At 71.6% G+C, this 26187-nt stretch carries 21 protein-coding genes and 1 pseudogene; 13 read left to right on the plus strand and 9 right to left on the minus strand.

Annotated features, from left to right (window positions below; genetic code table 11):
• The first annotated feature begins 1 nt into the window (after position 1).
• From ABTZ59_RS22265 to ABTZ59_RS22285, 5 genes and pseudogenes are all read left to right on the plus strand, one after another.
• On the plus strand, positions 2 to 496 hold the full coding sequence (locus ABTZ59_RS22265) for a (2Fe-2S)-binding protein (RefSeq protein WP_351409979.1): 495 nt from the start codon (positions 2 to 4) through the stop codon (positions 494 to 496).
• Positions 497 to 498: 2 nt separating this feature from the next.
• A pseudogene (locus ABTZ59_RS22270) lies at positions 499 to 2928 on the plus strand (xanthine dehydrogenase family protein molybdopterin-binding subunit); the annotation flags it as partial.
• 176 nt (positions 2929 to 3104) lie between these two features.
• Positions 3105 to 4565 carry an NCS2 family permease gene (locus ABTZ59_RS22275; RefSeq protein WP_351410005.1) on the plus strand — a complete coding sequence of 487 codons (1461 nt, stop codon included), beginning with the start codon at positions 3105 to 3107 and terminating at the stop codon, positions 4563 to 4565.
• Positions 4566 to 4637: 72 nt separating this feature from the next.
• The gene (locus ABTZ59_RS22280; RefSeq protein ID WP_351410013.1) at positions 4638 to 5792 is read left to right on the plus strand and encodes an XdhC family protein; all 1155 of its coding nucleotides are present in this window, start codon (positions 4638 to 4640) and stop codon (positions 5790 to 5792) included.
• Positions 5793 to 6119: 327 nt separating this feature from the next.
• The gene (locus ABTZ59_RS22285) at positions 6120 to 6503 is read left to right on the plus strand and encodes an RNHCP domain-containing protein (RefSeq protein WP_351410019.1); all 384 of its coding nucleotides are present in this window, start codon (positions 6120 to 6122) and stop codon (positions 6501 to 6503) included.
• A gap of 114 nt (positions 6504 to 6617) precedes the next feature.
• Here the strand turns inward: ABTZ59_RS22285 and ABTZ59_RS22290 are convergent, their stop codons facing one another.
• A complete protein-coding gene (locus ABTZ59_RS22290; protein ID WP_503003392.1) occupies positions 6618 to 7643 on the minus strand; it encodes a LacI family DNA-binding transcriptional regulator in 1026 nt (341 codons plus the stop codon).
• 111 nt (positions 7644 to 7754) lie between these two features.
• Complete coding sequence (locus ABTZ59_RS22295; RefSeq protein WP_351410030.1) at positions 7755 to 9635, minus strand: dihydroxyacetone kinase family protein; 1881 nt, start codon at positions 9633 to 9635, stop codon at positions 7755 to 7757.
• Positions 9636 to 9807: 172 nt separating this feature from the next.
• Between ABTZ59_RS22295 and ABTZ59_RS22300 the strand changes: the two genes are divergently transcribed.
• The 3 genes from ABTZ59_RS22300 (at position 9808) to ABTZ59_RS22310 (ending at position 12880) form a co-directional block, all read left to right on the plus strand.
• Positions 9808 to 10554, plus strand: coding sequence for a GntR family transcriptional regulator (locus tag ABTZ59_RS22300; RefSeq protein WP_351410042.1), 747 nt, complete (start codon positions 9808 to 9810; stop codon positions 10552 to 10554).
• A gap of 167 nt (positions 10555 to 10721) precedes the next feature.
• On the plus strand, positions 10722 to 12002 hold the full coding sequence (locus tag ABTZ59_RS22305; protein ID WP_351410053.1) for a VWA domain-containing protein: 1281 nt from the start codon (positions 10722 to 10724) through the stop codon (positions 12000 to 12002).
• On the plus strand, positions 12002 to 12880 hold the full coding sequence (locus ABTZ59_RS22310) for a hypothetical protein (protein WP_351410063.1): 879 nt from the start codon (positions 12002 to 12004) through the stop codon (positions 12878 to 12880). Before ABTZ59_RS22305 ends, ABTZ59_RS22310 begins: the two co-directional genes overlap by 1 nt.
• Positions 12881 to 12972: 92 nt before the next feature.
• Here ABTZ59_RS22310 and ABTZ59_RS22315 read toward each other — a convergent pair whose 3' ends face one another.
• The 4 genes from ABTZ59_RS22315 to ABTZ59_RS22330 form a co-directional block, all read right to left on the minus strand.
• Positions 12973 to 13482 (minus strand): FBP domain-containing protein, encoded by a 510-nt coding sequence (locus tag ABTZ59_RS22315; RefSeq protein ID WP_351410069.1) that lies wholly within the window; start codon positions 13480 to 13482, stop codon positions 12973 to 12975.
• Positions 13483 to 13592: 110 nt separating this feature from the next.
• On the minus strand, positions 13593 to 14924 hold the full coding sequence (gene lysA / locus ABTZ59_RS22320; RefSeq protein ID WP_351410080.1) for a diaminopimelate decarboxylase: 1332 nt from the start codon (positions 14922 to 14924) through the stop codon (positions 13593 to 13595).
• Entirely contained in the window at positions 14921 to 15334 is a 414-nt protein-coding gene (locus ABTZ59_RS22325; protein WP_351410095.1) for an SAV_915 family protein, read from the minus strand. Before ABTZ59_RS22325 ends, lysA begins: the two co-directional genes overlap by 4 nt.
• 267 nt (positions 15335 to 15601) lie before the next feature.
• Positions 15602 to 16456, minus strand: coding sequence for a LuxR C-terminal-related transcriptional regulator (locus ABTZ59_RS22330; protein WP_351410105.1), 855 nt, complete (start codon positions 16454 to 16456; stop codon positions 15602 to 15604).
• A 106-nt stretch (positions 16457 to 16562) separates the two neighbouring features.
• On the opposite strand from ABTZ59_RS22330, the gene ABTZ59_RS22335 reads away from it, so the two are divergent.
• Positions 16563 to 18302 (plus strand): AMP-binding protein, encoded by a 1740-nt coding sequence (locus ABTZ59_RS22335; RefSeq protein ID WP_351410114.1) that lies wholly within the window; start codon positions 16563 to 16565, stop codon positions 18300 to 18302.
• The gene (locus ABTZ59_RS22340) at positions 18299 to 19990 is read left to right on the plus strand and encodes an AMP-binding protein (RefSeq protein ID WP_351410120.1); all 1692 of its coding nucleotides are present in this window, start codon (positions 18299 to 18301) and stop codon (positions 19988 to 19990) included. The genes ABTZ59_RS22335 and ABTZ59_RS22340 overlap by 4 nt, the downstream gene beginning before the upstream one ends.
• Here ABTZ59_RS22340 and ABTZ59_RS22345 read toward each other — a convergent pair.
• Positions 19950 to 20702, minus strand: coding sequence for a hypothetical protein (locus ABTZ59_RS22345; protein WP_351410124.1), 753 nt, complete (start codon positions 20700 to 20702; stop codon positions 19950 to 19952). The genes ABTZ59_RS22340 and ABTZ59_RS22345 overlap by 41 nt on opposite strands.
• Before the next feature lie 204 nt (positions 20703 to 20906).
• Here ABTZ59_RS22345 and gcl point away from each other — a divergent pair, with 204 nt between their 5' ends.
• Positions 20907 to 22685, plus strand: coding sequence for a glyoxylate carboligase (gene gcl / locus ABTZ59_RS22350; protein ID WP_351410131.1), 1779 nt, complete (start codon positions 20907 to 20909; stop codon positions 22683 to 22685).
• 501 nt (positions 22686 to 23186) lie between these two features.
• Here gcl and ABTZ59_RS22355 read toward each other — a convergent pair.
• Positions 23187 to 24077, minus strand: a complete 891-nt coding sequence (locus tag ABTZ59_RS22355) for a 2-hydroxy-3-oxopropionate reductase (RefSeq protein WP_351410140.1) — start codon at positions 24075 to 24077, stop codon at positions 23187 to 23189.
• A 98-nt stretch (positions 24078 to 24175) separates the two neighbouring features.
• On the minus strand, positions 24176 to 25021 hold the full coding sequence (locus ABTZ59_RS22360) for a TIM barrel protein (RefSeq protein WP_351410147.1): 846 nt from the start codon (positions 25019 to 25021) through the stop codon (positions 24176 to 24178).
• 286 nt (positions 25022 to 25307) lie between these two features.
• Here ABTZ59_RS22360 and ABTZ59_RS22365 point away from each other — a divergent pair, with 286 nt between their 5' ends.
• Both ABTZ59_RS22365 and ABTZ59_RS22370 read left to right on the plus strand, forming a co-directional pair.
• Entirely contained in the window at positions 25308 to 25607 is a 300-nt protein-coding gene (locus ABTZ59_RS22365) for a YkoF family thiamine-binding protein (RefSeq protein ID WP_351410153.1), read from the plus strand.
• Positions 25607 to 26032, plus strand: a complete 426-nt coding sequence (locus ABTZ59_RS22370) for a helix-turn-helix domain-containing protein (protein WP_351410156.1) — start codon at positions 25607 to 25609, stop codon at positions 26030 to 26032. The genes ABTZ59_RS22365 and ABTZ59_RS22370 overlap by 1 nt, the downstream gene beginning before the upstream one ends.
• The last annotated feature ends 155 nt before the right edge of the window (positions 26033 to 26187 follow it).

The raw sequence follows: 26187 nt of genomic DNA on the forward strand, positions 1-26187 counted from the left end.
CATGCGCGTCCATTTCACGGTCAACGGCCGAAGGCAGGAAGTCGACGACGTCTGGGAGGGCGAGAGCCTGCTCTACGTACTGCGCGAGCGCATGGGCCTTCCGGGCTCCAAGAACGCCTGTGAGCAGGGTGAATGCGGCTCCTGCACGGTACGGCTCGATGGCGTCCCGGTCTGTTCCTGTCTGGTGGCGGCCGGTCAGGCCGAAGGCCGTGAGGTCATCACCGTCGAGGGGCTCGCGGAGCACGCCGGGCACGGCGGCGCGGCGGGCGAACTCTCCCCGATCCAGCAGGCGTTCATCGACGCGGGCGCCGTGCAGTGCGGCTTCTGCACACCGGGCCTGCTGGTCGCGGCCGACGAGATGCTGGAGCGCAATCCCTCGCCGAGCGACGCGGACATCCGGGAGGCGCTGTCGGGCAACCTCTGCCGCTGCACCGGCTACGAGAAGATACTCGACGCGGTCCGCCTCGCGGCCGCCCGTCAAGGAGAGGCGGTCTGAGCATGGCCGCGACCGATACCCCCTCCCGCCGCAGCGCCTCCTGCGGCGCCGGGGCTCCCATCGGGGCTCCCACCACCATCAGCCAGGGCACGAGGACCAGGGGCGGCATAGGCGAGTCGACGCTCCGTCCCGACGGCACACTGAAGGTCACCGGCGAATTCGCGTACTCCTCCGACATGTGGCACGAAGACATGTTGTGGGGACACACATTGCGCTCCACCGTGGCGCACGCCGAGATCAGGTCGATCGACACCGCCGAGGCGCTCGCGACCCCCGGTGTCTACGCCGTCCTGACCTATGACGATCTCCCGACGGCCGTCAAGAACTACGGTCTGGAGATCCAGGACACCCCCGTCCTCGCCCATGGCAGGGTCCGGCACCACGGCGAGCCGGTCGCCCTTGTGGCCGCCGACCACCCGGAGACCGCCCGTCGCGCCGCCGCCAAGATACGGATCGACTACGCCGAACTGCCGGTCGTCACCGACGAGGCATCCGCGACCGCTCCCGGCGCCCCGCTGATCCACGAGAACCGCGACGACCACCACATCGGACATGTCCCGCACCCCAACATCGTCCACCGCCAGCCCATCGTCCGCGGCGACGCCGACGCGGCGGCGGCGCGCGCCGATGTCATCGTCTCCGGCGACTATGTCTTCGGCATGCAGGACCAGGCGTTCCTCGGCCCCGAGTCCGGTCTCGCGGTGCCCGCCGAGGACGGCGGCGTCGATCTGTATGTCGCCACCCAGTGGCTCCACTCCGATCTGCGCCAGATCGCCCCCGTACTCGGCCTGCCGGCGGACAAGGTCCGGATGACGCTCTCCGGCGTCGGCGGCGCCTTCGGCGGCCGGGAAGACCTCTCCATGCAGATCCACGCCTGCCTGCTGGCGCTGCGCACCGGCAAACCCGTGAAGATCGTCTACAACCGGTTCGAGTCCTTCTTCGGCCATGTGCACCGGCACCCCGCGAAGCTCTGGTACGAACACGGCGCGACCCGCGACGGCAAGATCACCCATATGAAGTGCCGGATCGTGCTGGACGGCGGCGCGTACGCCTCCGCCTCCCCCGCCGTCGTCGGCAACGCCTCCTCCCTCTCCGTCGGCCCCTACGTCGTCGAGGACGTCGACATCGAGGCGATCGCGCTCTACACCAACAACCCGCCCTGCGGCGCGATGCGGGGCTTCGGCGCGGTCCAGGCGTGCTTCGCGTACGAGGCGCAGATGGACAAGCTGGCGGCGGCGCTGGACATGGATCCGGTGGAGTTCCGCCGGCTCAACGCCATGGAGCAGGGCACGCTGCTGCCGACAGGGCAGCGCGTCGACTCCCCGGCGCCCGTCGCCGAACTGCTGCGCCGGGTCAAGGCCAGACCGCTCCCGCCCGAGCGGCAGTGGCTCGTGGCCGGCGAGGCGGCCGACGTACGGGCACTGCCCGGCGGGCTCTCCAACACCACCCATGGCGAAGGGGTCGTACGAGGGGTCGGATACGCGGTCGGCATCAAGAACGTCGGCTTCTCCGAGGGCTTCGACGACTACTCCACCGCGCGCGTCCGGCTCGAAGTGATCAACGGGGTGCCGGTGGCCGTCGTCCACACCGCGATGGCGGAGGTCGGCCAGGGCGGGGTGACCGTACACGCGCAGATCGCCCGTACCGAGCTGGGCGTCACACAGGTCACCATCCAGCCGGCCGACACCCAGGTCGGTTCCGCGGGGTCCACCTCCGCGTCCCGTCAGACGTATGTCACGGGCGGAGCGGTGAAGCACGCCTGCGAGAAGGTCCGGGAGAAGGTCCTGGAGATCGGCCGGCGCACGTACGGTACGTACCACCCGGCCTGGGCCACCGCCGAGTTGCTGCTCGAAGACGGCAAGGTCGTCACCGACGGCGGCGAGGTCCTGGCCGATCTGGCGGACGTGCTGGCGGACGAGGTCGTGGAGGTGGAGCTGGAGTGGCGCCACCGTCCCACCCAGCCCTTCGATCTCCGGACGGGACAGGGCAACGGCCATGTCCAGTACTCGTTCGCCGCGCACCGCGCGGTCGTCGAGGTCGACACCGAACTGGGCCTGGTCAAGGTCGTCGAACTGGCCGTCGCCCAGGATGTCGGCAAAGCGCTCAACCCGCTCTCCGTCCTGGGGCAGATCCAGGGCGGTACCACCCAGGGCCTGGGGGTGGCGGTGATGGAGGAGATCATCGTCGATCCCGTGACCGCGAAGGTGCGCAACCCGTCCTTCACGGACTATCTGATCCCCACCATCCTCGATACGCCGACGATCCCCGTCGACATCCTCGAACTGGCCGATGAACACGCGCCGTACGGTCTGCGCGGCATCGGCGAGGCTCCGACCCTCTCGTCGACTCCGGCGGTCCTGGCGGCCATCAGGAACGCCACGGGTCTGGAGCTGAACAGGACGCCGGTACGTCCCGAACACCTCACCGGCACCGAAATCGGCACCGAAACCGGCACCGCAACCGGTACCGGCACCGCAACCGGCAGCGGCATCTGAAGCATCTGATTCGTCTCGGGCCGTCCCCCGGGTCGTGCAGCCCCGCACCATCCCAAACCCCGCGATTCCAGTCTCTTCGCGGGTGCCCCTTTGAACCTTGGGAGCAGGCACACATGACCCATTCGTCAGTGGATTCCAGGACCACCGCCGAGGACGCCGGCCCAGGCTCACGTCCCCCGGCCGGCAGGTCCTGGCTCGACCGTTACTTCCATATATCCCACCGCGGCTCGACCGTCTCGCGCGAAGTGCGCGGCGGCGTCACGACCTTCATGGCCATGGCGTACATCCTGCTGCTCAACCCGCTGATCCTCTCCGGCGAGGACGCCGCGGGCGACACTCTCGGTCAGCGGGCCCTGATCACCGCGACCGCCTTCGCCGCCGCCCTGACCACCCTGCTGATGGGCTTCGTGGGCAAGGTGCCCCTCGCGCTCGCCGCCGGGCTCTCCGTCTCCGGTGTGGTCGCCGGCCAGGTCGTGCCCGTGATGACATGGCCGCAGGCCATGGGCATGTGCGTGTTGTACGGAGCGGTGATCTGCCTGCTGGTGATCACCGGCCTGCGGGAAATGATCATGAACGCCATCCCGCGTGCGCTCAAGCACGCGATCACCATGGGCATCGGCATGTTCATCGCACTGATCGGGCTGGTGAAAGCGGGCTTTGTGCACGCCTCGCAGGGCGGGGGCCCGGTCTCGCTCGGCCCCGCCGGTGAACTCGTCGGTTGGCCCGTCCTCATCTTCTGCGTCACCCTGCTGCTGATCTTCATGCTTCAGGCCCGCGAGGTGCCGGGCGCCATCCTGATCGGTATCGTCATAGGCACGGTCATCGCCGTCGTCCTCAACGCCACGGGCGGCATCGGCCCCAAGGCGTGGAACAGCGGTCCGCCGGAGCTGACCGGCGGCGCCGTCTCCATGCCCGACTTCTCGCTCTTCGGAAAGGTGGAGTTCGGGGGCTGGGGGCAGGCCGGCGCGATGACCGTCGGCATGATCGTCTTCACCCTCGTACTCGCGGGCTTCTTCGACGCGATGGCGACCGTCATCGGCGTCGGTACGGAAGCCGGGCTCGCCGACGACAAGGGCCGAATGCCGGGCCTGTCCAAGGCGCTGTTCATCGACGGCGCGGGCGGTGCCATCGGCGGGGTCGCGGGCGGCTCGGGCCAGACCGTCTTCGTCGAGTCCGCGACCGGTGTCGGTGAGGGAGCGCGTACCGGCTTCGCCTCCGTCATCACCGGCCTCCTCTTCGCCGCCTGTCTCTTCTTCACCCCCCTCACCCAGATCGTCCCGGGCGAGGTCGCGGCGGCGGCCCTGGTCGTGATCGGCGCGATGATGACACAGAACGCCCGGCAGGTGGACTGGGGCGACCGCGCCGTCGCCATCCCGGTCTTCCTCACCGTCACCCTGATGCCGTTCACCTACTCCATCACCGCCGGGGTCGCGGCGGGCGTCATCTCATACGTCGCGATCCGCGTCGCCCAGGGCAGGGCCCGGGAGATCGGGGCCCTGCTGTGGGGCCTCACCGTGATCTTCGTGGTCTTCTACGCACTCCACCCGATCGAAACCTGGCTGGGCGTTTCCTGACCCGTGTGCCAGGGGCCGGCCCCGCCCGGCCCCGTCCATCCGACCGCGACCACCAGACCTGAGGAGACCGACATGCTGGACATCGCCGAAGAGCTGAACCGGTGGGTCGAGCAGGGACGTGACTTCGCCGTCGCCACCGTCGTGGCGGTCACCGGCAGCGCGCCCCGCCGGCCGGGAGCCGCGCTCGCCGTCGACAGCGCGGGCACGGCGATCGGATCGGTCTCCGGTGGCTGCGTGGAAGGGGCCGTGTACGAGCTGTGCCGGCAGGCCCTCCAGGACGGCGCCACCGTTCTGGAGAGGTTCGGCTACAGCGACGAGGACGCCTTCGCCGTGGGGCTGACCTGCGGCGGTGTCATCGACATCCTGGTGACGCCGGTACGGTCCGACGCCACCGGCGGCGCCCCGCGCGCGGTATTCGCGGCGGCGCTGTCCACCGCCGCGCGGGGGGAGGCGGCGGCGCTCGCCCGGATCACCGAAGGACCGGCCGCCCTCAGGGGCCGCGCCCTGCTGGTGCGCCCCGACGGGTCGTACGAGGGCGGCCTCGGCGGCCACCCCCGGCTGGACCGTACGGCGGCGGCCGAGGCCCGCGCCCTGCTGGACGCGGGCCGTACCGGCACGGTCGCCCTGGGGGAGCGGGGGGTACGGTGCGGACAGCCGCTGACGCTCCTGGTCGAGTCGAGCGTGCCGCCCCCGCGCATGATCGTCTTCGGCGCCGTCGACTTCGCCGCCGCGCTGGTGCGTGTCGGCGCGTTCCTGGGCTACCACGTGACCGTCTGCGACGCGCGCCCCGTCTTCGCCACCCGGGACCGCTTCCCGGACGCCGACGACATCGTGGTCGACTGGCCGCACCGCTATCTGGCGTCGACGGCGGTCGACAGCCGTACGGTGCTCTGTGTCCTCACCCATGACGCCAAGTTCGATGTGCCCCTGCTGGAACTGGCACTGCGACTGCCCGTCGCCTTCGTCGGCGCGATGGGCTCCCGCCGTACCCATGAGGACCGCAACAGACGGCTGCGCGAGATCGGTGTCACCGAGCGCGAACTCGCCGCACTGCACTCGCCGATAGGGCTTGACCTCGGGGCCCGTACGCCCGAGGAGACCGCGCTGTCGATCGCGGCGGAGATCGTCGCGGTCCGGCGGGGCGGCAGCGGCGTCCCCCTGACGGGCGCGCACACCCCGATCCACCACGACGGACCGGGGTCGCGGGCGATCGGGTCGGTCGCCTGAGGGCCGCGCCGCGCCGGTCCGACTTCCGGACTTCCGGATATTCGGTTGCCGCGCGGGCCCGGCCCCCTGTTTCATCGGAGCGCGCTCACCGCGCGCTCCTGACGAGTGTTTCCAAGGGTGGTGTTGTATGCCTGTGGCCGGTCGGAACCGTTCTCTTGACCGAGGCAGTTCTCTCTCCGTGATGTCTCCGTGATGTCTCCGCGGCACCGCTGCTGACCCGCTGACACGCATGGCCGACAGGCATCGCCTGACCGGAGCGGACTCCCTTGGTACGAGACGGCGTTCATCCCCGACCGTCCGAGCGTCACACCAGGAGTCGTTCTCACGATGTCCCGCACCTCCCGCAACACCTCCAGACGCGCGCGCCTGGAGGCACGTACTGAGTCCTTCCGCTGTCTCCACTGCGGTCTCGACGTACCGATGACCGCGGCCGGCACCGGCCACCGCAACCACTGCCCGAACTGCCTGTGGAGCCGTCATGTCGACGACACCCCGGGCGACCGGGCCGCCGACTGCGGTGCCCGGATGGAGCCGCTCGCCATCTCCGTACGCGGGGACGGCGAATGGGTGCTCGTCCACCGCTGCGTCCACTGCGGCGTACTGCACGCCAACCGCACGGCGGGCGACGACAACGTCCTGCCGCTCACCCGGCTCGCCGTACGTCCGCTGGCGCAGCCGCCGTTCCCCCTGGAGCGGCTCGGCTCGCTCTGAGCCAGAACGATCGCCGCTCCGGGCCGTACCCCCACGGGACACGGCCCGGAGCGGCCACGCCCGCCACGGCCGGGCCGTCCGGCGGGAGCCCATCACCTGGCGGCGTGGAGCCGTTCACCCCGAGGCGCGTCGTACCAGTTCCGTGCGCAGTACCACATGCTGCCAGGCCGCCGAGGTGTCGTTGATCGTCTCCAGCAGTACCCGGGCCATCGTGCGCCCCATCTCCTCCACCGGCTGGCGCACCGAGGTCAGTTGAGGGTCCGTGTGGCGGGCGAGAGGAGAGTCGTCGAAGCCCACCACCGCCACATCCTCCGGGACCCGGCGGCCCGCCGCCCGCAGGGTGTGCAGGGCGCCCACCGCCATCAGGTCGGAGGCGGCGAACACCGCGTCGAGATCCGGGTGGCGGCGCAGCAGCTCCGCCATCGCGCGGCGCCCGCTCTCCTCGGTGAAGTCGCCGTGCGCGATCCAGGAGGGGGCGGGGCCGGTGGCGTGTTCCCGTACCGCCTCCTGGTAGCCGCGCAGGCGGCACTGCGCCACGTACATGTCCAGCGGCCCGGTGATGGTGGCGATCGCCCGGCGTCCGGACGAGGACAGATGGCGAACGGCGGTCCGTGCGCCGCCCACGTTGTCGGAGTCGACGTACGAGACCGGTTCCTCCCCGGATCTGCGTCCGCCGAGGACCGTCGGTATCTCCATCTCGGCCAGCAGATCGGGCAGCGGGTCGCTGTCGTGGACGGAGACCAGGAGGACCCCGTCGATCCGGCGGGCGCGCGCGTACTGGAGGAAGCGTTGGCGCTCCTTCTCGGTACGGACGAGGGTCAGCAGGAGCTGGAGCTCGGTGTCGGCGAGACCGTCGCCCACACCGTGGACGATCTCGGAGAAGTACGGCTCGGCGAAGAAGCGTTTCTCGGTCTCGGGGATCACCAGGGCCACGGCGTCGGTACGGCTGCCCGCCAGGGCGCGGGCGGCCCGGTTGGGTATGTAGCCGAGCTGGGCGATGGCCTGCTCGACCAGATGCCGTGTGGTGTCCTTCACCCCGGGCGAGTTGTTGACGACGCGGGACACCGTGCCCCGGCCGACGCCCGCGAGCGCGGCGACCTCCTCCAGGGTGGGCTGACCCGTACGGCTCTTCGTCACCATCGTGCGACCTCCAGTCCGGGCCCGGGCCGCCGACGGGAGCGGTAAGCGAGCCTGCCCCATCCAATCACCGGGTACGGGGTGGTGGTGCCGCTGATGCGGACCTCCTTGGCGTCAGTGTGTCGCCTCGGGGGAGTTGCGGGCCTCCGGGGAGCCGAGAGGGCCGAGAGGGCCGGAGAAGCCCGGGGAGCGGGGGGTGAGGGCCGCGACGATCAGGGCGAACGAGATCGCCCCCGGGTCGGGTGAGCCGAGACCCCTGACCCCATGGGTACGGGCCCGGCCCAGGCGCGCGGCGATCCCGGCGGTCGCCTCCGCGGCCTCCCCGGCGGCTCGCGCGGCCTGTGCCCACGCGGCGGTGAACCCGGCCGTCGGCAGCGCCGCCTCCAGCCGGTCGGCGAACGGTACGGCCGCGTCCACCAGCGTCTTGTCACCGGGGCGCGCTCCGCCGATCCGCAGCACCGTGTCCACGGCGGCCCGTACGGCACGGGTCAGCCGGGCGCCGTCGCGCTCGGCGGTACCGCCGTCGTCTCCGGTCGCCCCCGCGCCGCGTCCCGCCGTACCCGCGTAGCGTCCGGCCGTACCCCCGTAGTGTCCGGCCGCGGTGCCGTCGTGGTCGCCGAGCACCGCGCCGAAGGACGTCAGTGCCGCGCCCCACAGCGCGCCCGAGGTGCCGCCGGCCCGCTCCGACCAGGCCGCGCCGGCGTGCGCGAGCACCGTACCGGCGCCCGCGCCGAGGGCGACCGCCTCCCGCGCGGCGACCGCGGCGGCCTCCGCCCCGCGCCGCATCCCGATGCCGTGGTCGCCGTCGCCCGCCACGGCGTCGAGGTCCCCGAGCCGTGTCTCATGGGCCACCACGGTGTCGCGCACCGTCAGCAGGGCCTCGGCCAGCCGCGCCCCCAGGTCCCGCGAGCGAGGGCCGCCCGGCACGACCAGTGGCATCCGGTGCGTGGTGGTCAGATCGTCGGTACGCGGCGGCCGGGGCGCGAGGACGCCCCGGCGGAAGGCGGGCGTGGCGGCCGGAGCCGTCCACAGCGCTTCCAGTTCGTCGTCGAGGAAGGTCAGGGTGAGGGAGAGGCCGGCCATGCCGAGGCTGGTGACCTGCTCGCCGACCACCGGCGCGACGACGGTCAGTCCCTCGGCGGCCAGCCGCTCGGCGACGCGGCGGTGGACGACGTACAGCTCCTCGTACTTGGTCCCGCCCAGACCGTTGAGCAGCAGCGCCACCCGGTCGGATCCGCCCACACCGGCGGCGGCCACCGCCCGCTCCGCCAGGATCCGGTCCACCAGGAGGTCGGCGGCCCGGTCGGCGGTGGGCAGGGGGAGTTCCGCGATCCCCGGTTCGCCGTGGATACCGAGGCCGACGCTCATCCGCCCGGCGGGGACGGTGAACAGCGGCCGGTCCGCGCCCGGCAGGGTGCAGCCGCCGAAGGCGAGACCGAGCGAGCGGGTGGCGGCGTTGGCCCTGCGGCCGGCCCGGACGGCCGCGTCGATACCGAGACCGGCCTCGGCCGCTCCACCGAGGATCTTCAGTACGGAGAAATCGCCCGCGATGCCCCGGCGCGGCGCGGTGTCGTCGGCCGGTCCCGACGCGATGTCGTCGGTGACCGTGAGCGTTCTGACATCCATGCCTTCCGCGCGGAGCTGTTCGGCCGCCCGCCCGAAGTGCAGGATGTCCCCCGCGTAGTTGCCGAAGCCGAGGATCACACCGCCGCCGCTGTCGGCGGCCCGTGCCACCGAGCAGATCTGCGAGGCGGAGGGGGAGGCGAAGACATGGCCGCAGGCCGCGCCGTGCGCGAAGCCGGGGCCGACCCAGCCGGCGAACGCGGGGAAGTGGCCGGTGCCGCCGCCGATGACGACGGCCACCCGGCCCGGCGGGGTGGCCGAGGCGCGGACGACGCCGCCGTGCACCGTACGGATCTCCTCGGCGTGGGCAAGGGCGAAGCCGGCCAGGGCCTCGTCGGCGAAGGCGCGCGGGTCGTTCGTCAGCACGGTCACGGCCGGACCCCCTCGGGCCAGTCCTGTGCGCTGTGGGACATCGTCGTCTCCGGGTCTGTCAGAGGTGGCCGGGACCGGGATGTGGATCATAGACCCTATAGGATCTATTCAATTGGAGGCGCCCCGAAGACCTCACCCGGCCGGCCCGGTGAGGCGAGGACGGCGAGCTACGATGGCGAGCGAGATGAACGGGAACGAGAGCAGTGCCCTGGCCGCTCCGGCCGTCGGCCGCACGCCGGTGGTGCCTCGCCGGTCCCTCCGCGACGGTGTGTACGACGCGATTCTGGAGAGGCTGCTCGACGGCTCGACCCCGCAAGGGAGTTCGCTCGGTATCGACTCCCTCGCCCGGGAGCTGGGGGTGTCCCCGACCCCGGTGCGCGAAGCGCTCGTCCAGCTCGAACACACCGGGCTGATCTCGCGGGTGGCGCTCAAGGGCTATCGCGTCGCCCCGTCGCTGTCGTCCACGCAACGGGCGGAGTTGTTCGACATGCGCGCGGTCGTGGAGACCGCCGCCGCCGAGCGCGCGGTCTCCAGGGCCGACGGCCTCCTGCCGGAGTTGCGGGCCGCGCACGCACAGCATGTGCTGCGCGCCCGTCGCGTGCGGACGTCACGGGGCGCCCAGGGCCGGCCGGCCGCCCTCTCCGGTCTGCGCGAGTGCTTCGCGGCCGACTGGGAGTTCCATCTCACGATCATCCGGGCCTCCGGCAACCGTTTTCTCCTCAGGACCGCCGAGTCCCTGAGCGCCCAGGTGCACAGGTCGCGGGGGACCGCCGGCCTCGGCACGGCGGGTATCGCCTCGGCCGTGGACGAACACGCGGCGATCCTGGCGGCGTTCGAGTCCGGCGACCCCGAACGTCCGGTGCTCGCCATGCGCGAGCATCTGGCCGCGGCGGCGCGGCGCGTGTCCGCCGACGGCTGACGGGGCCGCTTCCGCTCCTGGCGTCGGAGCGCACCTCGGAACGTCGGAACGCGCCTCGGACCCGACAGCCCTTGGAGCGGAAGCGCGCGGACACCCACCGGTGCGAACGCTGACGGACCGTCAATTCCTGTTTGGTCCGGTGGGGGAACTCTCACTATCATCCGGCGATGATCATAAGTAAATGGCCGGCAGCCGCCCTGTGCGGTCTGGTGGCCACCCTGGCCGTAGGGCTCTTGCCTCCCGCCGCTGCCGCCGCCGACGAACCTGCCGGGAAACCGGCCCCGAAGGTCGATCTGGTCCTCGATGTCAGCGGCTCGATGCGAACCCGCGACATCGACGGCCAGTCCCGGATGACGGCGGCCAAACAAGCGTTCAACGAGGTGCTCGACGCGGTTCCGGGGGAAGTGGAGCTGGGCATCCGCACCCTGGGCGCCAACTACCCCGGCAAGGACACCAAAGTCGGCTGCAAGGACACCAAGCAGCTCTACCCGGTGGGCCCGCTGGACCGCACCGAGGCGAAGACCGCGGTCGCCACCCTCGCCCCCACCGGCTGGACACCCATCGGCCCCGCGCTCCTCGGCGCGGCCGAGGACCTGGCGGGCGACGGCGACGCCACCCGACGCATCGTCCTCATCACCGACGGCGAGGACACCTGCGCCCCGCTCGACCCCTGCGAGGTCGCGCGTGAGATCGCGGCCAAGGGAATCCATCTCACCATCGACACCCTGGGTCTCGTCCCCGACGACAAGACCCGGCGGCAGCTGACCTGTATCGCCGAGGCCACCGGCGGCACCTTCACCTCCGTCCAGCACACCGACGAACTCTCCCGCCGCGTCACACAGTTGGTGGACCGCGCGGCCGACCCCGTCGTCACCCCGGTGGCCACCGAGGGCGCCGCGCGCTGCGCCGACGCCCCGCGGATCAAGCCCGGCCTGTACAGCGACCGCGAGAAGTTCTCCGAGCACCGCTGGTACCGCGTGGACGTGCTGCCCGGCCAGGAGCTGCGCGCCTCCGTCAGCATCGGCGCCGACCGCGCCGTCAACCCGGACTACGGCGTGCTGCTGCGCGCCGTGACCGTACACGGCAGGGAGATCGTCCGCGGCTCGGAAGCGGGCGACGGACGCACGGACGTGATCTCGTCGGGTCTGCGCTACCCGAAGCCGCCACTCGACGACGAGGACGAGAACGATGTGAAGCCGGCCCCCGAGACGGTCTGTCTCCAGGTCAGCAACGCCTTCTCCGCTCCCGCCTCCGTCAAGACCACTCCCGGCCTGCCCGTCGAGCTGACCGTCGACCTGGTCGACTCGCCCGACGAGCCCTCCGACCTCGCCGCGTTCGGTCTCGGCCGCGGCTGGTGGCTGCTCGGCACCCTGGCCCTGACCGGACTGGTCGCCGGACTGCTCTGGGGCTGGCTCTCGCGCCTGCGTCTCGTATGGAGGAGCAACTGATGCGTATCACCGGTATGTTCACGGGTTCCCTGCTGGCCGGTGTGCTGCTGCTCGGTACGGCGGGCAGCGCCGTCGCCGACGAGACGCCGACCCCCACCGGCAGCTCGTCCGACGGTTCCGACAGCTCCGACAGCGCGGAGGCGCCGACCGAGGCGGGCACCTCGTTCCGTACGGCCACCGCGTTCCGGCCGGGCCAGCGGGCCACGGCGGACGGCTCCTCGGGCGACTACCTGTACTGGGTGTTCCCCGCGGACGCCGGGCAGCGCCCGACCGTCACCGCGAAGATCACGCTCCCCGAGTCCGCCGCGGCCAGGCAAGGCGCGACGACCTGGCAGGTGGACGTCTACGACGGACTGCGCCGCCGCCAGCCATGCGTGTACGGCACCCAGACCAAGGCGCTCGCCGCCGACGCGCGCTCGGTCGAACTGCGCTGCACGCTGCGTACCGTACGGTCCTGGGCCGAGCCGTGGTCCAACGATCCGCTGCCGGGCAGCTACTACGTACGGCTGAGCGTCCCGCGCGCGCAGGAGGTGGACCTCGGGCTGCCGGTACGGGCGGAGATCGAGGCCGCCACCCCGGACAAGGGCGGGGCCTTCGCGGTCGGCGGTCGGCTGACCGTCCCGCTGACCCCGGGCCGTACCACCGTCGCGGCGGCCGACAGCGGCGACGGGACCGGGACCGGCGGCGACAGCGCTCCTGGCGACGGGGCGCGGCTCGCCGCCTCCGGCGTCGAGCCCGAGGACGGCTGGTCCGCCGGCTGGTGGACGGACCGCTGGATCTGGACCGCGGCCGGCGGTGTGCTCGGCGCGCTCGCGGCGATCGCCGGCTACACCCTCGCGCGCCCGTCCCGTCGACCGGTGGGGCCGCAGGGCCTCTGACACCCGAGGGACGAGGCGCGTACGGCATGAGCGGACGGCGGTCCGGGGAGACCCGGGCCGCCGTCGGCGTACCGGCACGCCGGGCCGCGCCGTCAGACCGCCGTCACGCCCTCGTACAGCTTGTCCAGGAAACGGTCCAGATTCGTCCGCGCCCTGGCCAGCCGCTCCTCCTGGCTGAGGGACTCCTCCAGCCGCCGCCCGAGAGACTTCTTCCTGCCCCGGACATAGAGGGGACACGCCAGATCCGCGCACATGTACATACCGACGGAATTACCCTGCCGGCCCGCCACACCGACCTTGGGCGCCGTCATCAGGTCTATCCCGGAGGCGGCGTGCGGGGTGACACAGATCGAGCAGATGCTCGACTTGAGGAAGCTCTTCTGCCCGGACGACGGGGCACGCAGCGTCACGCCCACCCACGCGCCCGCGCGCTCCGTCACGAGATAGCCGCGGTCGGGAGCCCCGGGATCGCGCCAGCCCAGAAAGTCGAGATCGGCCCAGGGCAGGTCGGACAGCTCCCGAGGGAGGTTCATTCTGCGGGCCTCGCCCTTGGAACAGTTGACGAACCATCCGCGGATCTCGTCCTCGGTGAGCGGCTTCATGGTCCGGAAGCTAACAAACCGGGCGCTCGCGTGTCGCGGGGTTTTCCACCCGTACGGCGCGGGGTCTTCCACCCGTACGGAGCGCGACGCGGCGGAGGGCGACGTCCCCGTCACAGGCCGACGTCCCGGGCGCGCAGGTCCTCGAAGCTCTCCCGGCGCACCAGCAGTCGCGATCTCCCCCCGGAGACCGCCACCACGGGCGGGCGTCCCGTCATGTTGTAGCCCGACGCCATCGATACCTGGTATGCCCCGGCCGCGGGCACCGCCAGGATGTCCCCGGGCCTGATGTCCTCCGGCAGCTCCACGGACTCCGCGAGCACATCGCCCGCCTCGCAGTGCCGGCCGACGACCGTCGCCGCGCGCATCGGCGCGTCGGACGCGCGTCCCACCCGGCGGACCGTGTAGCGCGCCCCGTACAGCGCGGGCCGCGGGTTGTCGCTCATCCCGCCGTCGACGGCGACGAGGACCCGGCCGGCGGTGCGTTTCACCGACAGCACGTGATACAGAGCGATCCCGGCCGGGGCGATGATCGAGCGGCCCGGCTCCACCGTCAGCCGCGGGACCGGCAGTCCGTTCTCGGCGCAGGCGCTCGCCAGCGTGCCGGTGATCAGTGCGCCGTACTCCGCGGGCGCCGGTGCCGGATCGCCCGGCAGATACGCCACCGCGAAACCGCCGCCCAGATCCAGTTCGGGCAGCGTCACCCCGTACCGGTCACGGAGGGCCGCCAGGAACGCCACCAGTCGCCGTACCGCCTCGGCGTACGGGCCGGGCTCGGAGATCTGCGAGCCCAGATGGCAGTGCAGGCCGACGAGTTCGAGCCGGGACTGACCGAGGACGCGGGCGATCGTGTCCTGCGCGCTCCCGTCCGCGAGGGACAGCCCGAACTTCTGGCCGTCCGCCCCCGTACGGATCTTGGGGTGCGCGCCCGCCTCGATCCCCGGCAGTACGCGGACCATCACCTGCTGCGCGTCCGGCCCCTGGACCAGCGCCGCCAGCCGGGCCGTCTCGCAGGCCGAGTCGATGACGACGCGGCCGACCCCCAGGCGCAGCGCCGTGCCCAGGTCCCGCGGCGACTTGGCGTTGCCGTGCAGCACGATCCGGTCGGGCGGGAAGCCCCGCGTGGCGGCCAGCTCCAGTTCGCCCGCCGAGCAGACATCGAGGCCGAGCCCTTCCTGCTCCATCCAGTCGACGACGGCGCGGCACAGGAACGCCTTGGCGGCGTAGACGACCTCGGCGTCGGGCAGTGCCTGTCGCCAGGCCCGCGCACGGGCGCGTACCTCGTCCTCGTCCAGGACGTAGGCGGGGGTGCCGTAGCGATCGGCCAGCTCCGTGAGGCGGACTCCGGCCACCGCGATGTCGCCACCGGGGGCGAGGACGGCGGACGCGGGCCAGACCGTCGGTGTGTTCAACCCGCTGACCCGCAGCAGAGGTTCGGCGGTCATGCGGCCATCGCCTCCGGTGTCTCCAGGGCGCGCCGGGCACAGGGCCGGTCCGGCGCGGGACGCACGTCGCCGGCGGGTGCGGGTGCGGGGGCGGTCAGCTGCGGGTCCACGGTGACGAGGGCCGCGCCGAGCGGTTCGGCGAGCGCGCGCAGCGCGGGCTCCGCCAGCCTGATCCACGGCTGTCCCTCACCGAGGACGGCGGTCAGCCGGAGGCTGCTGGTGAAGCCGATCGCGGTCCGCGCGCCGAGCGGCGTGCGCGCGAACCGCAGCTGATGGCCGCCGGCCGAGCCGAGCCGTACGGGCACGTACAGCGGCCTGGCCGCGCGGGGTTCGTCGGGGTCGGCGTCGGGGTCCGCGACGGGCGCGGTGTCCGAACCGTCGCCCGCGTCCTCGGGTACGAGGCGCTCCATGGTGTCCTCCCAGGGGAGTCGATCGCTGATCTGAGCCGTCGGGGCCGTCCATACGCTCCGACACCCGGAAGCTATGCCCAGGACAGGGCGGGATGGCCTGGCCATAACGCGGCGTTGACCAGGGGAGACCGCATTTTGACGCGATCCTGGCAGCACGGCGGGGCGCGGCCGGTCCTGTCGAGCCGATCCGCTCGCACCCGCTCAGTCCGCCCGGCCCGTCACCGCGACCCTCACACCGAGCCCGGTGGGTGTCCACGACGGGGAAGCTCAGGGCAGCAGGCCCGCCCGGCGCGCCGCCACCACCGACTCCAGCCGGGTGTGCGTGCCCAGCTTGCGCATGGCCGAGCGCAGATACCCCTTCACCGTCTCCGGCCGCACACCGAGCAGTTCGGCCGCCGCCGCATTGGTCGCCCCGGACGCGACACAGGTCAGGACGTCCACTTCGCGCGGTGCCAGCGCGACCGGGGCCGGACGCGACGCGGTGCCCGGCGGCGCCGACGCGCCCATCGGGTCCGACGCGCCCGCCAGCCGCCCGCAGACGCCGAGCAGTTCCGCACGCAGCCGCGCGTCGAGGACACGTGGCGCCAGCGCCCGCAGTTCGCTGTGGGCCGCGCGGACCTCCTCCCAGGCCGCCGGGCCCGGCGCGGGCTCGCGGCTCACGGTGAGCAGCCGCCGTACCTCGTCCCGTACGACCAGCGCCTGTTCCACGTCCCGCGCGGCGGCGACCGCCGCGTCGAAGGTGCGGTCGCCGATCGGCAGCGCGCTGCGCAGGGCGCCGTACAGCACCCCGCGCACCGTGCGCTGTACGACCACCGGCACCGCGAGTACCGAGCGCAGGCCCTCCGCGGCGACCGCCGCGTCGTACTCGTGGCTGATGTGGCGTGCCTCCCGGTAGTCGGTCACCGCGCACGGCCGGGACAGCGCGATGGACTTGCCGCCCAGACCGTTGCCGGAAGAGATCGCCAGGCCGCGCAGGGCACCCGTCGACGCGCCGTTCAGCTCGGCGATGTCCATCCGTCCCGCCTGGTGCAGCAGCCCGCCGAACGCCACCGGGAGCCCGGTCGTCCTGCGCAGCCGCAGCAGCGCGGCCCGCATCTCCACCGCCTCGACCGGTTCGGCCACGTCTCTTCCTCCCGTCGCCACCGCCCCTCACCCCCATCCGGGGGTGGTGAGACCCACGTCACTGATTACACGATGTCAGAGAGCGGTCCGGCAATGAGGAGGACACATGACGGCAAGCAGGCCGAGGGCGGCCGACGGTCCGACCGATCCCACCGACCCGACCGAGCGGTTCCGGGCGGCCCGGGACTTCCTCCTGACGCACCGGGAGGACTACGCGACGGCGTACGCGGGCTTCGCATGGCCGCGTCCCGAGCGCTTCAACTGGGCGCTGGACTGGTTCGACCGGATCGCCGAGGGCGCCGACGGGCGGGGAAACGACCGTGTCGCCCTGCATATCGTCGAGGAGGACGGCCGCCGTGTCCGCGTCACCTTCGCCGAGATGTCCGCCCGCTCCAACCGCGTCGCCAACTGGCTCCGTGAGCAGGGCGTACGGGCCGAGGACCGCGTCGTCGTCATGCTCGGCAATCAGGTCGAGCTGTGGGAGACCGCGCTCGCCGCGATGAAACTGCGGGCCGTCGTCATCCCCGCGACCCCGCTCCTCGGCCCCGTCGATCTGCGCGACCGGATCGAGCGCGGCCGGGCCGCGCAGGTGATCGTACGCGCCGAGGACACCGGGAAGTTCGCCGCGATCCCGGGCGACTTCACCAGGATCGTGGTGGGCGCCGGTCCGGAAGGCGCCCCCGAGGGCTGGCTGGCGTACGAGGACGCGTACGACCGGTCCGCCGCCTTCGAGCCGGACGGCGCCACCCACGCGGACGATCCGCTGATGCTGTACTTCACCTCCGGTACGACCGCCCGCCCGAAGCTGGTCGAGCACACGCATGTCTCGTATCCGATCGGCCATCTCGCGACGATGTACTGGATCGGGCTCAAGCCGGGCGATGTCCATCTGAACATCGCCTCACCGGGCTGGGCCAAGCACGCCTGGTCGAATCTCTTCGCGCCCTGGAACGCCGAGGCGACCGTCTTCCTCCACAACTACACCCGCTTCGACCCGGCCAGGCTGATGGCGGAGATGGACGGCGCGGGCGTCACCAGCTTCTGCGCCCCGCCCACGGTCTGGCGGATGCTGATCCAGGCCGATCTGTCCCAGCTGCGTACCCCGCCGCGCGAGGTTGTCGCGGCGGGCGAACCGCTCAATCCCGAGGTCATCGAGACCGTCAGACGCGCGTGGGGCGTGACGATCAGGGACGGCTTCGGCCAGACGGAGACGGCCGTGCAGGTCGCCAATTCGCCGGGCCAGCTGCTCAAGTCCGGATCCATGGGACGACCGACGCCCGGCTTCACGGTGGAACTGCTCGATCCGGTCACCGGAGCGCCCGGCGCGCGGGAGGGCGAGATCGCGCTCGATCTCTCCGCCCGTCCGGTCGGGCTGATGACGGGCTATCACGGCGACCCCGACCGTACGGCCGAGGCGATGGCCGGCGGCTACTACCGCACCGGTGACATCGGCGCGCGCGACGCCGACGGCTACATCACCTATGTCGGCCGCGGCGACGATGTCTTCAAGGCGAGCGACTACAAGATCTCGCCGTTCGAGCTGGAGAGCGCGCTGCTGGAGCACGAGGCGGTCGCCGAGGCCGCGGTGGTCCCCGCGCCCGATCCCCTGCGGCTCGCCGTACCGAAGGCGTATGTCGTCCTCGCGGAGGGCTGGGAGCCGGGCCCCGACACGGCGAAGGTCATCTTCGCCCACTCACGGGCGGTCCTCGCGCCGTACAAGCGCGTGCGCCGGCTGGAGTTCGCCGAACTGCCCAAGACCGTGTCCGGGAAGATCCGCCGGATCGAACTGCGGGAGCGCACGGCCGAGGGCTCCGACGCCGAGTACGACGAGGGGGACCTGCGATGACGACGGGGACCCCCGCGCCGGTGCACTCGTACATCCACGGCACCGGCGCGATCCCGCTGCTCGGCGACACGATCGGTACCAACCTCGACCGGGCGATCGCCGCCTTCCCGGACCGGGAGGCACTGGTCGACGTGGCGTCCGGGCGGCGCTGGACCTACGCGGAGTTCGGCGCGGCGGTCGGTGAGCTGGCGCGGGCGCTGCTCGGGCGCGGTGTGGCGAAGGGCGACCGGGTCGGGATCTGGGCGGTCAACTGCCCCGAGTGGCTGCTCGTGCAGTACGCCACCGCCCGGATCGGGGCGATCATGGTGAACATCAACCCGGCCTGTCGCGCGCACGAAGTGGAGTTCGTACTCCGCCAGTCCGGGATCTCCGTGCTCGTCGCCTCCCTCGCCCACCGGACCACCGACTACCGCGCCCTGGTCGAGGAGGTCCGCGCGCGCTGCCCCGAACTGCGCTCCGTGCACTACATCGGTGACCCGAGCTGGCGCGAACTGCTCACCCACGCACAGAATGTGACGGAGGATCAGCTCGTCGCGCGCGAGGCCACCCTGTCCTGCGACGACCCGATCAACATCCAGTACACCTCGGGCACCACCGGCTTTCCCAAGGGCGCCACCCTCTCCCACCACAACATCCTCAACAACGGCTATTTCGTGGGCGAGACGGTCGGCTACACGGAACATGACCGGGTCTGTCTGCCGGTGCCGTTCTACCACTGCTTCGGCATGGTCATGGGCAATCTCGGCGCCACCTCCCACGGCGCGTGCGTGGTCATCCCGGCGCCCTCGTTCGACGCGACGGCCACACTGCGCGCGGTCGAACGGGAGCGCTGCACCTCGCTGTACGGCGTCCCGACGATGTTCATCGCGGAACTCAACCTCCCCGACTTCGCCTCGTACGATCTCTCCTCGCTGCGCACCGGCATCATGGCGGGCTCGCCCTGCCCGGTGGAGGTGATGAAACGGGTCGTCGCCGAGATGAACATGGCCGAGGTCTCCATCTGTTACGGCATGACCGAGACGTCCCCGGTCTCCACCCAGACCCGGCGCGACGACGATCTGGAACGCCGTACGGGCACGGTCGGCCGGGCTCTGCCGCATATCGAGGTCAAGGTGATCGACCCGGTCAGCGGGGTGACGCTGCCGCGCGGCACGGCGGGCGAGCTGTGCACCCGGGGCTACGGCGTGATGCTCGGCTACTGGAACGAGCCGGAGCGCACGGCCGAGGTCATCGACGCGGGCCGCTGGATGCACACCGGCGATCTGGCGGTGATACGGGAGGACGGCTACGCGCAGATCGTCGGCCGGATCAAGGACATGATCATCAGGGGTGGTGAGAATGTCTCGCCCCGGGAGATCGAGGAGTTCCTGTACGGCCATCCGGAGGTCGCGGACGTGCAGGTGGTCGGTGTCCCCGACGAGAAGTACGGGGAGGAGATCCTGGCCTGTGTCGTGCCACGCGACCCGGCCGCGCCGCCGGCCCTGGAGGACATCGTGTCGTACTGCCGGGAACGGCTCGCGCACTACAAGATCCCGCGCCGGGTGGAGATCATGGCCGAGTTCCCGATGACGGTGAGCGGGAAGGTGCGGAAGGTCGAGCTGCGCGAGCGGTTCTCGGGGCCTTCGGGGGCCGTGGCCCCTCCACGTGTCACGCCCCGGACGAGACCAGTTCGTCCGCCGGGCCGTTGACGGGCTGGGGAGCGCCCGTGAGATCGAGGACGAAGAGCGGGAGACCGAGGTCGTCGGCGCGGGCGCGGGCGTCGTCCGCGTACCCCGCGAGGGAGAAGTAGACACTCCTCGTCGACGCGCTCATACCGTCGAGCCAGAGGCATTCGACGGAGCGCAGGGACGCGGGGCCGGTGGTCGGGTCGACCCGCGCGATCACATCGGGGCCGCGCAGACCGACGCCCGGCGTCCCAGAGCCGGGCGTCCTGATACCGGTGTCCAACGGCTCCCCGGACTCGACGACGCTCTTGAAACCGAGCCAGCGCAGATAGAGCGCGGCCGTCGTCACCGCGTCCCGCGCCGTACGGATCGTCACCGGGCGGAAACCGGGGCGCGGCGCGGCGGCGGTCCGGGGCAGTGGGATGTGCGAGGGCCGCTCGGGAGCCGGTTCCTCGGCCGCCACCGGCTCGGCTGTGTCCGGCTCCACCGCGACCCGCAGCATCGCACCGCACGGGCAGCCCAGCTCCGGCCGTGGCCACTGGTCCGCGCGCCCACAGGCCGCACAACGGACCGTCACCCACTCGTCCGCCCAGGCGCGCCGGGTGACCGCCTCCACGCGGGCGTCCCCGGCGAGTGTCGGTGCCACCCCGGCCCCGCACACGCACGGATAGACCGACGCCGTCAACGTATGGCGGCTGCCGCAGGACGGGCAGCACACCGAAGCTCCCTCTCCCATCAACGCCCTCTCCGCATCGTGATCTCCCCTTCATCGTCCTCGAAAGGCGGGGGGTTGGGGAGGGGCTTCGCCCATCCCTTGACGTCGTACCGCGAGGACCTTAGATTGATTCCGTATAACAGAATAATTCTTCCGCATCACGGAATTGGCGCTCTCAGGTGGCGCGACAGAGCCCTGATCCGCCGGCCGAAGCAGGAGCACTTCATGCCTCGAATGACCGCTGCCCGAGCGGCAGTTGAGATCCTCAAGCGCGAAGGCGTCAGCAACGCGTTCGGTGTGCCGGGCGCCGCGATCAACCCCTTCTACGCCGCCCTCAAGGCGGCCGGCGGGGTTCATCACACGCTCGCCCGCCATGTCGAGGGCGCCTCGCACATGGCCGAGGGCTATACGCGTACGCACCCGGGCAACATCGGTGTCTGCGTCGGTACGTCCGGGCCCGCGGGCACGGACATGATCACTGGCCTGTACTCCGCGATCGGTGACTCCATTCCGATCCTCTGCATCACCGGCCAGGCGCCGACCGCGGTGATCCACAAGGAGGACTTCCAGGCCGTCGACATCTCCTCGATCGCGCGGCCGGTCACCAAGGCCGCGACGACCGTCCTGGAGGCCGCGCAGGTCCCCGGCGTCTTCCAGCAGGCCTTCCACCTCATGCGCTCGGGACGCCCCGGGCCGGTTCTCATCGACCTGCCGCTCGATGTCCAGCTCACCGAGATCGAGTTCGACCCGGAGACCTATGAGCCGCTGCCGGTCTACCGGCCGGCCGCCACCCGCGCCCAGATCGAGAAGGCCGTCAGGATGCTGAACGCGTCCGAGCGCCCGCTGATCGTCGCCGGCGGTGGCATCATCAACGCCGACGCCTCCGAACCACTGGTCGAGTTCGCCGAACTCACCGGCACTCCGGTCGTGCCGACCCTGATGGGCTGGGGCGCCATCGCCGACGACCACGCCCTGAACGCCGGCATGGTGGGGCTCCAGACCTCGCACCGCTATGGCAACGCCACGTTCCTGGAGTCCGACTTCGTCCTCGGCATCGGCAACCGCTGGGCCAACCGCCACACCGGCAAGCTCGATGTGTACCGGCGCGGACGCACCTTCGTCCATGTCGACATCGAGCCCACCCAGATCGGCAAGATCTTCCCCCCGGACTACGGCATCGCCTCGGACGCGAAAGCCGCGCTCGCGCTCTTCGTCGAGGTGGCGAAGGAGCTGAAGGCCGCGGGCGAACTGCCGGACCGCGCCGCCTGGGCCGCCTCGGCACAGGAGCGCAAGGCCACGCTGCACCGGCGTACCCACTTCGACGATGTGCCGCTCAAGCCGCAACGCGTGTACGAGGAGATGAACCGCGCCTTCGGTCCCGAGACCCGGTACGTCACCACCATCGGCCTCTCGCAGATCGCCGGCGCGCAGATGTTGCACGTCTACCAGCCGCGCCACTGGATCAACTGCGGCCAGGCGGGCCCGCTCGGCTGGACCATCCCGGCCGCGCTGGGCGTGGCCACCGCCGACCCCGACGCCACGGTCGTCGCGCTCTCCGGCGACTACGACTTCCAGTTCATGCTGGAAGAGCTGGCGGTCGGCGCGCAGCACCGCATCCCGTATGTGCATGTGCTGGTGAACAACTCGTATCTGGGCCTGATCCGGCAGGCACAGCGCAATTTCGACATCGACTTCCAGGTCAACCTGGAGTTCGAGAACCTCAACTCACCCGAGCTGGGCGTCTACGGCGTCGACCATGTGAAGGTCGCCGAGGGCCTGGGCTGCAAGGCGATCCGGGTCACCGAGCCCGACCAGCTGCTGCCGGCCTTCGAGCGGGCCAAGAAGCTGGCCGCCGAGTTCCGTGTCCCCGTGATCGTCGAGGCGATCCTCGAACGCGTCACCAATATCGCGATGAGCGGCAGCGACATCGCGAGCGTGAACGAGTTCGAGGACCTCGCCACCGAGCCGTGGCACGCGCCCACGGAGATCCTGCCGCTGACCTGACCCTGACCCGGCGGCAGCGAGGGCCCTGTTCCGGAGCGATCCGGGGCGGGGTCCTCAGCCGTGTCGGCCGCGGCCGCCTCCGCCTCAGCCGTCTGCGCCGCGGCCGCCGGAGTCCGCCCCGGACGCGGGCACGCGAAAGAGCGTGGAGCACGGGAGCTGTCCGTACTCCACGCCGCACGTGGGGCGCTGGGAGAGTGGGCGGCAGAAGAGAGGACCGCGGCGGCGACGGGAGACCGGCGTTCCTTCCCTCGGGTCGGGAAGGACCGACGTTCCCCTCACCACCGCACTGGCTCGCTCGCCGCCGCGGTCCTCTCGCTGCCCGTACCGCCGGCCACCCCTCGTACGGGACCGGTGGTGCGGGACGACGCACGGGAGCCGACCTCCCGTCATCTCCCGTGCGTAGCTCGGTCATTCACTGGTGGGTTCCGGGCGGCGGCGGCGCCTGGGCGCGACAGGACAGGTGTCAGCGCCACCGCTGCCCGGGGTTCGGGGGAGCCGGACTCAGATCTCGGTGCCGGACAGACGCTCGACCGAGCGCAGCAGCGCGGAGTGGTCGAGCCCGCCGTCGCCCTGCGCGCGCAGGGAGGCGACGAGTTGGGCGACGACGGCGCCCACGGGGAGCGCGGCGCCCACATTGCGGGCGGCGTCGGTGACGATGCCCATGTCCTTGTGGTGCAGATCGATCCGGAAGCCGGGCCTGAAGTCGCGGTTGAGGAAGTTGTCCTTCTTACGGGTCAGCACGGTCGACCCGGCCAGCCCGCCGTTGAGGACGTCCAGCGCCGCGGCGAGGTCCACACCGGACCGCTCCAGGAAGACCACGGCCTCGGCGCACGCCTGGATGTTCACCGCCACGATCAGCTGGTTGGCGGCCTTCACCGTCTGCCCGGAGCCGTGTGGCCCGCACAGCACGATGGTCTTGCCGAGCGCGTCCAGCAGCGGCTTGGCCGCGTCGAAGTCGGCCTGTTCACCGCCGACCATGATGGAGAGGACCGCCTCGATGGCGCCGGCCTCGCCGCCGGAGACCGGGGCGTCCAGGACACGGATGCCCATCTCGGCCGCGTTCCGCGCCAGTTCCACCGACGTCCGCGGCGTGATGGACGACATGTCGATCAGCAGCGCGCCCCGCCTGGCGTTCGCGAGGATGCCGTCCTCTCCGTACGCGACGGCCTCGACCTGCGGGGAGGCGGGCACCATCGTGACGATCACCTCGGCGTCCCGTACCGCCTCGGCGATCGAGCCCGCGGCCGTACCACCGGCCGCGGCCAGCCGCTCCAGCTTGTCCCGCTCCAGCGTGAAGCCGGTCACGGAGTAGCCGGCCTTGAGCAGATTCTCGGACATGGGGGAGCCCATGATGCCGAGACCGATCCACGCGATCGTGGGGAGATTACTCATCTGGGTGCCTCTCTCACTACCCGCGCACATCGCAACACGCGCGTGAATACGGTCGGTTGGCGGGCCGGCGGTCGGGGAGCCAGGCCCTGTCGGGCCGGTCAGGCCCCCGCGAGCCAGTCGAAGGACTCGGCGCTCGGCCGGTCGCCCGGCTTGTACTCCAGCCCGACCCAGCCGGTGTATCCGGCCTTCCGCAGCCTGCCGAGGAGGTCTTCGAGCGGCAGCGATCCGGTGCCCGGCGCGCCGCGGCCGGGGTTGTCGGCGATCTGTACGTGGCCGGTCCTGTCGGCGTACCGGTCGATGACCTCGTTCAGGTCCTCGCCGTTCATCGACAGGTGGTAGAGATCGAGCAGGAACGCGGCGTTGCCGAGACCGGTGGCGGCGTTGACCTTGTGCACGACCTCGATCGCGGCGGGAGCGCTCACCAGGGGGTAGCGGGGGGACTCCGGCTTGTTGAGCGCCTCGATCAGCAGGACGGCCCCGATCCGGTCGGCCGCGTGGGCCGCCCGCACGAGGTTCTCCAGGGCCAGTTCGTCCTGCGCCTGTGGATCGACCCCCTCGACGCGGTTGCCGTACAGGGCGTTGAGGGCCCGGCACCCGGTGGCGGCGGCGAAGTCGGCCGCGACCTCGATATTGGCGACGAACCGGTCGGATTCCTCACCCGGCACCGAGAGCGCGCCGCGGTCCGGCCCCGGCAGCTGTCCGGCGTAGAAGTTCAGCCCCACGAGCTGGGTGCCCGCGTCGTCGAGCGCCTTCCCCAGGGCATCGAGCTCGGCCCGGGGCGGGGTGGGGGTGTCGGTCCAGGGCCACCACAGCTCGACCGCGGCGAAACCGGCCGCGGCCGCGGCCGCCGGGCGCTCAAGCAGCGGGAGCTCGGTGAAGAGGATGGACAGGTTCACATCGAAGCGCTGCTCGGTGCCGCGCCCGTTCGTGAGGAGAGGGGCCATGAGGAGTCCGACGCACCTTCCGTATCGCGGAAGTAATATTCTACTTGATGGAAGAGTGCCTGGGTGGCTCGGTGGCTGTCAAGGGGGCTCCCGTGATTCGTCACCCGCGCGCTTCGTTTCGACGACGTGTCCGTGTGGCCCGGTGGGCGCGAGCGGGTCCGTTAAGGTCGTGTCGACTGGAGCACACCACCGCGGAGAATCCGCCCCGGATGTGTCCCGGATGTGCCCTCTCGGCCGGAGGCTTGAGGGAACGTGCAGGTCGGAGCCGATGTTCTTTGGGGGCACAGTGCGATTGCGAGTGGAGTTCACGACCGAGCCCTTCGATCTGGACGAGGCGCCCGCCCACGCGCTGGTGGCCCGTGAGGTCGTCGAGGGTGCCGAACTCGACGCCGTGGATGTCGGCCCGTTCGGCACTACGGCGGAGGGCGGCGCGGACGCGGTGCTGAACGCGGTGGGCGTACTGCTGCACCGGTCGCTGGCCGCCGGGGCGACCCGGGTCTCCCTCCAGGTCAATGTGGTCGGGGACGGCCCGGTGACCGAGGGCGGCCGGGTGACCGGGGCAATCGGGGAAGGGGGGAACGGCTGATGGCCGCGCCGCTGGACCACCCGTTCGTCGCGGCGGTCAAGCCGCTGATCGATGCCATGGGCGGCGAGTTGATGGCCCCCGGCGAGGCCCGGCCCGACGATGTCGTGCTCGCCTGGGAGGGCGAGGACGTGCTCGCCGTACGGCTGCCCCAGCTGTCCGACTCGCTGGATCACATCCTGGCCGCGCTGGAACGGCGGCACGGCATGCCGCTCGCCGAACTGGACCGCAAGACCAAGCAGTCGGTCGTCCGGATACTTGAGGCGCGCGGTGCCTTCTCCGTCCGGCATGGTGTCGAGACGGTGGCGAGCGCCCTCGGTGTCAGCCGCTTCACCGTCTACAACTACCTGAACAGGGAAAACGCCCGCGAGAACGCCCGCGAGAACGCCCGCGAAAGCGCGCGCGGGAGCGCGACCACGGGCGAGTAGGCCCGGGTGGGGGTGTCCGTATACGAGATTTCAACAAACTGTTGACGCGGTGTTGCCGAGGGCGTTAGCTAGGTCCTGTCCGGTCGAGGTGGGGGGGGGCGGGGGGGGGGCGCGGCCCGCGGAAGGCGGCGCAACACGAAGGACCGCACCCCCCA

This window comes from Streptomyces sp. NPDC094034 (genome assembly GCF_040303865.1).
In the GTDB taxonomy this organism is placed as follows: Bacteria; Actinomycetota; Actinomycetes; order Streptomycetales; family Streptomycetaceae; genus Streptomyces.

What these genes read in the sequence shown, in the direction of transcription:
- ABTZ59_RS22265 (WP_351409979.1), top strand. Translation starts at nt 2, where the DNA reads ATGCGCGTCCATTTCACGGTCAACGGCCGAAGGCAGGAAGTCGACGAC.
- ABTZ59_RS22275 (WP_351410005.1), top strand. Translation starts at nt 3,105, where the DNA reads ATGACCCATTCGTCAGTGGATTCCAGGACCACCGCCGAGGACGCCGGC.
- ABTZ59_RS22280 (WP_351410013.1), top strand. Translation starts at nt 4,638, where the DNA reads ATGCTGGACATCGCCGAAGAGCTGAACCGGTGGGTCGAGCAGGGACGT.
- ABTZ59_RS22285 (WP_351410019.1), top strand. Translation starts at nt 6,120, where the DNA reads ATGTCCCGCACCTCCCGCAACACCTCCAGACGCGCGCGCCTGGAGGCA.
- ABTZ59_RS22290 (WP_503003392.1), bottom strand. Translation starts at nt 7,643, where the DNA reads ATGGTGACGAAGAGCCGTACGGGTCAGCCCACCCTGGAGGAGGTCGCC.
- ABTZ59_RS22300 (WP_351410042.1), top strand. Translation starts at nt 9,808, where the DNA reads ATGGCGAGCGAGATGAACGGGAACGAGAGCAGTGCCCTGGCCGCTCCG.
- ABTZ59_RS22305 (WP_351410053.1), top strand. Translation starts at nt 10,722, where the DNA reads ATGATCATAAGTAAATGGCCGGCAGCCGCCCTGTGCGGTCTGGTGGCC.
- ABTZ59_RS22310 (WP_351410063.1), top strand. Translation starts at nt 12,002, where the DNA reads ATGCGTATCACCGGTATGTTCACGGGTTCCCTGCTGGCCGGTGTGCTG.
- ABTZ59_RS22315 (WP_351410069.1), bottom strand. Translation starts at nt 13,482, where the DNA reads ATGAAGCCGCTCACCGAGGACGAGATCCGCGGATGGTTCGTCAACTGT.
- lysA (WP_351410080.1), bottom strand. Translation starts at nt 14,924, where the DNA reads ATGACCGCCGAACCTCTGCTGCGGGTCAGCGGGTTGAACACACCGACG.
- ABTZ59_RS22325 (WP_351410095.1), bottom strand. Translation starts at nt 15,334, where the DNA reads ATGGAGCGCCTCGTACCCGAGGACGCGGGCGACGGTTCGGACACCGCG.
- ABTZ59_RS22335 (WP_351410114.1), top strand. Translation starts at nt 16,563, where the DNA reads ATGACGGCAAGCAGGCCGAGGGCGGCCGACGGTCCGACCGATCCCACC.
- ABTZ59_RS22340 (WP_351410120.1), top strand. Translation starts at nt 18,299, where the DNA reads ATGACGACGGGGACCCCCGCGCCGGTGCACTCGTACATCCACGGCACC.
- ABTZ59_RS22345 (WP_351410124.1), bottom strand. Translation starts at nt 20,702, where the DNA reads ATGGGAGAGGGAGCTTCGGTGTGCTGCCCGTCCTGCGGCAGCCGCCAT.
- gcl (WP_351410131.1), top strand. Translation starts at nt 20,907, where the DNA reads ATGCCTCGAATGACCGCTGCCCGAGCGGCAGTTGAGATCCTCAAGCGC.
- ABTZ59_RS22355 (WP_351410140.1), bottom strand. Translation starts at nt 24,077, where the DNA reads ATGAGTAATCTCCCCACGATCGCGTGGATCGGTCTCGGCATCATGGGC.
- ABTZ59_RS22360 (WP_351410147.1), bottom strand. Translation starts at nt 25,021, where the DNA reads ATGGCCCCTCTCCTCACGAACGGGCGCGGCACCGAGCAGCGCTTCGAT.
- ABTZ59_RS22370 (WP_351410156.1), top strand. Translation starts at nt 25,607, where the DNA reads ATGGCCGCGCCGCTGGACCACCCGTTCGTCGCGGCGGTCAAGCCGCTG.